Consider the following 7,659-nt stretch of genomic DNA (forward strand, 5'->3'; position numbering starts at 1 on the left):
AGAACGACTTGGTAATCCATTAGAAGGTGTAGAACTATAAATTATTATATTTATACTTCTCATTGATTTATGGTTCTGGTTTACGATTCTTAATTTATAAATTCGAATGGCTAGAAAGTAATCTAACTAAGAGTTCATTAACAACAAAATTACAATAGAATTATTACAAATATTAACACTTATACTATTTCAGGTTTTAATAACATAAATTTTATTAGACCAACATATTCTAAGATTGAAATTTTAGGATATGACATAAACGTAGATAGTATAAGTGTTTTCTTATTGTTATACTTTGATTTTTTGACTAATTAATCAAAAATATTGAATTGTCTTTTTGACTAAATAGGTATTATTTGACTTTTTAAGGATTTTTTTGCTTGACAATTTTTTCCAATGTGATAATATTATACATGCGATTAGCACTCAAAGTTTATGAGTGCTAACAAGAGGTGTCATTATGGATGAAAGAAAACAGCGCATCTTGCGAGCCATAATTGAAGACTACGTTAAATCTGCTGAACCGGTAGGGTCAAGAACCATTGCTAAGAATTATAATCTTGGTATAAGTCCGGCAACAGTGCGAAATGAAATGTCCGATTTAGAGGAGTTAGGCTATTTAGAGCAACCTCATACATCGGCTGGACGTATTCCTTCAGCAAAAGGCTATCGCTTATATGTTGATTCTATGTTGAGTCAACAACCTGTTCCATTACAGGATGCTGAAAAAATTGAAATGTTATGGAAACATTCCAATGGATCGACGAGTGAGCTTTTCTTAAATATGGCTAAATTGTTATCACAAGTTAGCCATAGCATGAGTTTATTCTTGGCACCAGCCCATGATAGAGCATTAATTAAATACATTCATGTATTACCGCTAGATAGTCATCAAGCCATTATGGTAGTTATCACCGAAACAGGTGCACTTGATAATGAGCTGATGTACTTTGGTGAAAGTATTTCACCAGAACTTTTACAAAGTCTAGCTATGCAATTTAGCAATGCATTACAGAATGTAAGTATTGGTCATGTAACGGCTGAAGCGTTAGGAACACTTTTGATTCATATGGAAGGACCCCAAGGGATTTTGATGATCCTTTCAGAAACATTATTACGAGCAATTAATAAACGTAAGTTGTTCTATTCTGTAGGTACCACGGAGTTGTTAAATCAACCAGAGTTTAAGTCTGTTGAAAAAGTACAACCCTTACTTTCATTAGTGGAAGAGCAAAATCAATTGGGACAACTTTTAAAGGATGATTCACCTACACCTGTGAAGGTAAAGATTGGCGATGAAAATGATACTGAAGCACTACATTCTATGAGTGTGGTACAAGCTGATTTCACAAATCAAGATCAGCCTATTGGTACACTTGCTATTCTAGGACCGACACGTATGGAATATGGTCGTATTATTGGAATGTTGTCTCACATGAAACATATGATGGAATCTATGGTAAAAGAACAAAAATAGAAAGGGTATATAATGGCTGAAGAACAAGACATTAAACAAGAAACAGTAGACGAAACAGCAAATGCTACTAATGTAGAGGAACCGGCTGTGGAAGAAACTGAAGAAGTTGTTGCTGACGCTGCTCACGTATTAGATGAGCTTAAAGCAGATTTCGATAATCGGTATAAGCGTTTGCAAGCTGACTTTGAAAACTTCAAACGTCGTACTAACCAAGAAAAAGAGCAACTTGCAGGATATGTTAAAGGGGATGTACTTACAGATTTACTTCCTGTATTAGATAACTTTGAACGAGCTGTTCAAAGTCCAGCAGAAGGTGATGCTAAGGTATTCCTTGATGGATTTATCATGATTCATCAAAACTTGATGGCTATGTTATCTAAACATGGTTTAGCCGTTATCGATGCGGTTGGCAAACCATTTGATCCAAATTTCCATCAAGCAATTATGCGAGTGCCGTCAGATGAATATGAATCTGATACGGTATGTGAAGTATTGCAAACTGGCTATACTGTTGATGGTCGTTGTATTCGTCCAGCAATGGTAAAAGTTGTTGAATAGATTATAAAGGTTTTAGGAGGCATATATTATGGCAAAGGTAATTGGTATTGATTTAGGTACTACAAACTCTTGTGTTGCGGTTATGGAAGGCGGCGAACCTACGGTTATTACTAACCAAGAAGGCGCGCGTACAACTCCTTCCGTTGTTGGTTTTGCAAAAAATGGCGAACGTTTAGTTGGTCAATTAGCTAAACGTCAAGCTGTATCTAACCCAGAAAACACAATCATTTCTATTAAACGTCACATGGGTACTGACTACAAAGTAACTGTAGAAGGTAAATCTTATACACCACAAGAAATTTCTGCTATGATTCTTCAAAAAATCAAAGCTGATGCAGAAGCTTACTTGGGCGAACCTGTAAAACAAGCTGTTATTACAGTTCCAGCATACTTTACAGATGCTCAACGTCAAGCTACAAAAGACGCTGGTGCGATTGCTGGTCTTGAAGTACTTCGTATCATCAACGAACCTACAGCAGCTGCTCTTGCATATGGTGTAGATAAAGATGAAGACGGTAAAGTTCTTGTATTTGACCTTGGTGGTGGTACATTCGACGTATCTATCCTTGAACTTGGTGATGGCGTATTTGAAGTATTGGCAACATCTGGTAATAACCATCTTGGTGGCGATGACTTCGACCAACGCATTATGAACTACCTTATTGAAGAATTCAAAAAAGAAACTGGTATCGATTTATCCAATGATAAATTAGCTGATCAACGTTTAAAAGAAGCTGCTGAAAAAGCTAAAATTGAATTATCTGGCGTAGCTAGCACAAATATCAACTTGCCATTCATCACAGCTGATGCTACTGGTCCTAAACACTTGGATGTAACATTGACTCGTGCTAAATTCGAAGAATTGACAGCTGATTTGGTACAAGCTACTATTGAACCTACTCGTAAAGCTATGAACGATGCTGGTTTATCTGCATCCGATATCGATAAAGTATTGTTAGTTGGTGGTTCTAGCCGTATTCCAGCTGTACAAGAAGCTATTAAAAAAGTATTGGGTAAAGAACCAACTAAAAACGTTAATCCTGATGAATGTGTAGCTATCGGTGCGGCTATTCAAGGTGGTGTATTAGTAGGTGAAGTAAAAGACGTATTGTTACTTGATGTAACTCCATTGTCTCTTGGTATCGAAACAATGGGTGGTGTATTCACACGTATTATCGATCGTAACACTACAATTCCTACATCTAAATCTCAAGTATTCTCCACTGCAGCAGATAACCAACCATCTGTAGATATCCATGTATTGCAAGGTGAACGTGAGTTCGCAGCAGATAATAAAACATTGGGTCGCTTCAACTTGGATGGTATCCCAGCAGCTCCTCGTGGGGTTCCTCAAATCGAAGTAACATTCGACATCGATGCTAACGGTATCGTACACGTAAAAGCTAAAGATTTGGGTACTCAAAAAGAACAAAAAATTACAATTACTTCTTCTAGCGGCTTGAAAGAAGACGAAATCGAACGCATGGTTAAAGAAGCTGAAGCTCATGCAGCAGAAGATAAAGCTAGAAAAGAAGAATTAGATGTTAAGAACAATGCAGATTCCTTGGTATACCAAGCTGAAAAAGCATTGAAAGAACTTGATGGTAAAGGCGACACAGCTTTGTTGAAAGAAGTTGAAGAAGCAAAAGATAAATTGAAAAAATCTATCGAAGCTGGCAACATTGAAGACATCAAAAAAGATAGTGAAGCTTTGGAACAACCATTACATAAATTAGCTGAACAAATGTATGCAGCAGCACAACAAGCTCAACAAGCAGCAGGTGGTGCAGAACAAGGTCAACAACAAACAAAAGCTGATGACAATGTAGTTGATGCTGATTACACAGTAGTGGATGACGATAAGAAATAAGAAGGGTTGGTAACTAATGGCACGAGATTATTATGACATCTTAGGAGTCAGCAAAAATGCAACCCAAGATGAAATTAAAAAAGCCTTCCGTAAAAAGGCTCGCCAATACCATCCAGATGTAAATAAAGATAATCCAAAGGAAGCAGAAGCAAAGTTTAAAGAAGCTAACGAAGCTTACGAAGTATTGTCTGATGAAACTAAAAAAGCTCAATATGACCAATTCGGCCACGACGCCTTCAAACAAGGAGGCGGCGCTGGCGCCGGTGGTTTCCAAGGTGGCTTTGGTGGTTTCGGTGGTCAAGCTGGCGGCTTTGGTGATATCTTTGGCGATATTTTTGGCGGTATGTTTGGCGGTGGTCGCCAACAACAAGGCCCTCAAAAAGGTAATGATTTGCGCGAAGATATTGATATTTCCTTTGAAGATGCAGCCTTTGGTAAATCTATGGAAATAGAAGTGCATCGTCATGAAGAATGTGATCACTGTCATGGTACTGGTGGTGAACCAGGATCTCGTGTCGATACTTGTCCAAACTGTCATGGTTCTGGTCAAGAAGCGGTTATTCAAAATACTCCATTTGGGCGTATGCAGTCCGTTCGCACTTGTTCTCGCTGTCATGGTACTGGTAAAAGCATTGAAAAACCTTGTTCTAAATGTCGTGGTACCGGTGAAATGCTTGCTAAACGCAAGATTTCTATCAAGATTCCTGCCGGCGTAGATAGCGGTTCTCGCTTACGTGTTGCTAATGAAGGGGAACCAGGCATTTTAGGTGGTCCTAAAGGCGATCTTTATGTATATATCTTTGTTCGTCCTCACAAGGAATTTGAACGAAATGGTAATGACGTTATTAGCCGTGTAAATATTAGCTTTGCTCAAGCTGCATTAGGTGCGACTATACAAGTTAACACCTTAGATGGTAAAGTAGAGTTAAAGATTCCGGAAGGTACTCAAACGGGAACGGCATTCCGCGTAAAGGGCAAAGGTATTCCATATTTACGTAACCCTAAACAACGAGGGGACCAGCATATTGTGGTAACTGTCCAAACGCCTAAGAAGTTGACAGATACTCAACGTGAGTTGTTATTACGCTTTGCTAACGAAAGTAACGAAGATGTAAATAACTTACAAGTGAGCAAAAGTCTCTTTGAAAAAATTAAGGACTGTTTGACTAAATGAACAGCTCATGTGAAGGAATGGTTTGTTCCGTCACATTCCCTATAAAGGAGCATATATGCAGTGGATAGAAGTATCCATTGTCTGTGAAAGAGTAGCCACCGATGAGGTGACTACTCTTTTTGACGATTATGCAGACAATGGAATTATAGAAGAAGATGTAGAAAATCAACCCAATTTAATTAAATTAACAATGTATGCAGATCCATCATTGGATTTAGATACAATTAAGTCAGATTTAGAAAATCGTCTTACAGAAGCAAATATTAGTATTACATCAATTGATACAAATATATTAGATGAATCTACATGGCTTAATTCTTGGCAGCAATATATTGAACCCACAGAGATTCTACCTAATTTGATTATTAAACCTGTATGGCAGGAATACGATAATGTAGATAATAAAACCATTATTGAAATCGATTCTGATATTTCCTTTGGTACTGGCTCGCATGAGACAACACGTACATGTGCAGAATTATTGAAATCCTATAGTGAATCAATGGATCTTGATACAGTTACTTGTTTAGATATTGGTACTGGTACTGGTATTCTTTTATTGATCGCAGCCCAGTTAGGCATCAAACATTTAGTTGGTATTGATATAGAAGAGTATGCTGCTAATCAAGCGCGCATTAACTGTGAGAATAATCATGTATCAGCTGAAATAATTTGTGGTAATTTGGATAGTGATTTCAATGGTACTGCTCAAATAATATTAGCTAACCTAACTGTAGATCCACTCAAAATACTATTACCTCAAATTGGTAAGAAACTGGATGATGAAGGCATTTTAATCATTAGTGGTATTATAGATGATCGGTATGATGAAATCATGCCATATATTGAGGCTAATTGGCATATTATTGAGGAGCGCATTGCAGGGCCTTGGCATACATTTGCGCTAGAAAAGCGATGAAAAAGATTTTTATTCCTACACCATTAGATGAAACCATAGAATTACCAACAGATGTGACACATCATGTACTGCATGTATTTCGTCATAATATGGAGAAGCCCATAACTGTAACCGGCAGCGACAATCGGTGTGGTATATATCAAATTACAGAAGAAATAGATGGCAAAGCTCAAGCAAAACTTATTAAATACGTAGAGTCAAATGTATCTTCTTATCGTACTATCCTTGTTCAATCTTTATTAAAAGGTGAAAAGCTAGAATGGGTATTACAAAAGGCGACAGAGTTAAATGTAGATACAGTGTATCTTATATCTACCGCTAATTGTGTTGCTAAATATGATGACAAGAAATTACAAACAAAGGTTACCCGTTGGGAGAAAATAATGCTAGAAGCGGCTCAACAATGTGGTCGTAATCAACTGCCAACGCTTGTAGTCGGTGAAAATCTTTCAAAAGTATTAGAAATAGAATCCAACGCATTAAAATTGGTAGCCTATGAAAATGAAGATGGACATACTATTAAAGATGTTCTTTCACAGGTCAACTCTGATGAGTCAATTACAGATATACTAATTTGTATTGGTCCAGAAGGGGGCTATCAAGAGAAGGAAATCAATGCTATTATAGAAAGTGGCGGTAAATCAGTTTCGTTAGGCAATACTATTTTGCGTGCTGAAACGGCTGCTATTGGATCATTAGCGATGATTCAATATGAATTAGAACTATAAATTAAACAAGAATAGAGAGGTGCAATGAAAACCGTTGCGTTTACAACCCTAGGGTGTCGTGTCAATCAATATGATACAGATGCTATGAAAGGTTTATTTTTACAAAATAACTACGAAGCTGTAGACTTCGATGAAAAAGCAGATATATATGTAATTAATACATGTTCTGTAACGAATATGGGGGAAAAGAAATCTCGTCAATTAATTCGTAAAGCGAAGCGTCAAAACGAAGATGCCTATGTGATTGTAACTGGTTGTTATGCTCAGCTTGATCCTGATGCGATTGCAGCTATCGATGGTGTTAATCTCGTTATCGGCACTAATAACCGGTCAAAAATCGTTGAGCTCGTAGAACAATTGGAATCTACAGAGCGTCAAATCAATGCTGTACGGGATATCATGAACGAATCCAACTTTGAAGAAATGCCTTTATATGGTAATGAATCTGATAAAGCTCGTGCTTTCATGAAAATTCAAGAAGGTTGTAATAACTACTGTGCCTTTTGTATTATTCCGTATACTCGAGGAAAATTAAAATCTCGTAAAGTTGATGATATTGTACAAGAAGCAAAACGATTAGTAGAACATGGATTCCATGAAATCGTGTTAACGGGTATTCATTTGGGAAATTACGGCGTTGAATTGCCAGGTCGCCCTACGTTGGCTGATGTAGTCAAAGCTTTATTAGAGATTCCTGATTTATACCGCATTCGTTTTGGATCTATTGAATCAGTAGAAGTTTCTGATGAGTTAGTAGAGTTAATGGCTACCAATAAACGTGTTTGTCCACACTTACATTTACCTCTACAAGCCGGTTCTGATCATGTATTAAAGTTGATGAAACGCCATTATACATTGCAAGAATATAAAGATTTGATTGCAAGTTTACGGTCTCTTATTAAGGATTTATCAATTACTACTGATATCATTGCA

Annotated in this window: 7 protein-coding genes; all 7 read left to right on the forward strand. The window is 37.1% G+C overall.

The window, feature by feature from the left end; all coding sequences use genetic code 11:
- The first annotated feature begins 460 nt into the window (after positions 1-460).
- Positions 461-1,477, forward strand: coding sequence for a heat-inducible transcriptional repressor HrcA (gene hrcA, locus QZ548_RS06185; RefSeq protein WP_295869103.1), 1,017 nt, complete (start codon positions 461-463; stop codon positions 1,475-1,477).
- A gap of 12 nt (positions 1,478-1,489) precedes the next feature.
- Positions 1,490-2,035: a nucleotide exchange factor GrpE gene (gene grpE, locus QZ548_RS06190; RefSeq protein WP_005386696.1), complete on the forward strand. Its 546-nt coding sequence runs from the start codon at positions 1,490-1,492 to the stop codon at positions 2,033-2,035.
- 28 nt (positions 2,036-2,063) lie between these two features.
- On the forward strand, positions 2,064-3,905 hold the full coding sequence (gene dnaK, locus QZ548_RS06195) for a molecular chaperone DnaK (protein WP_295869105.1): 1,842 nt from the start codon (positions 2,064-2,066) through the stop codon (positions 3,903-3,905).
- A gap of 16 nt (positions 3,906-3,921) precedes the next feature.
- Complete coding sequence (gene dnaJ / locus QZ548_RS06200) at positions 3,922-5,079, forward strand: molecular chaperone DnaJ (protein ID WP_295869107.1); 1,158 nt, start codon at positions 3,922-3,924, stop codon at positions 5,077-5,079.
- 55 nt (positions 5,080-5,134) lie between these two features.
- A complete protein-coding gene (locus QZ548_RS06205; RefSeq protein ID WP_295869108.1) occupies positions 5,135-5,998 on the forward strand; it encodes a 50S ribosomal protein L11 methyltransferase in 864 nt (287 codons plus the stop codon).
- Positions 5,995-6,726 (forward strand): 16S rRNA (uracil(1498)-N(3))-methyltransferase, encoded by a 732-nt coding sequence (locus QZ548_RS06210; RefSeq protein ID WP_295869110.1) that lies wholly within the window; start codon positions 5,995-5,997, stop codon positions 6,724-6,726. Before QZ548_RS06205 ends, QZ548_RS06210 begins: the two co-directional genes overlap by 4 nt.
- A 24-nt stretch (positions 6,727-6,750) precedes the next feature.
- Positions 6,751-7,659 (forward strand): MiaB/RimO family radical SAM methylthiotransferase (locus tag QZ548_RS06215; RefSeq protein ID WP_295869112.1); only part of this gene is annotated, 909 nt, incomplete at its 3' end.

Origin of the sequence: uncultured Veillonella sp., assembly GCF_915069625.1 — a bacterium.
Lineage (GTDB): Bacteria > Bacillota > Negativicutes > Veillonellales > Veillonellaceae > Veillonella.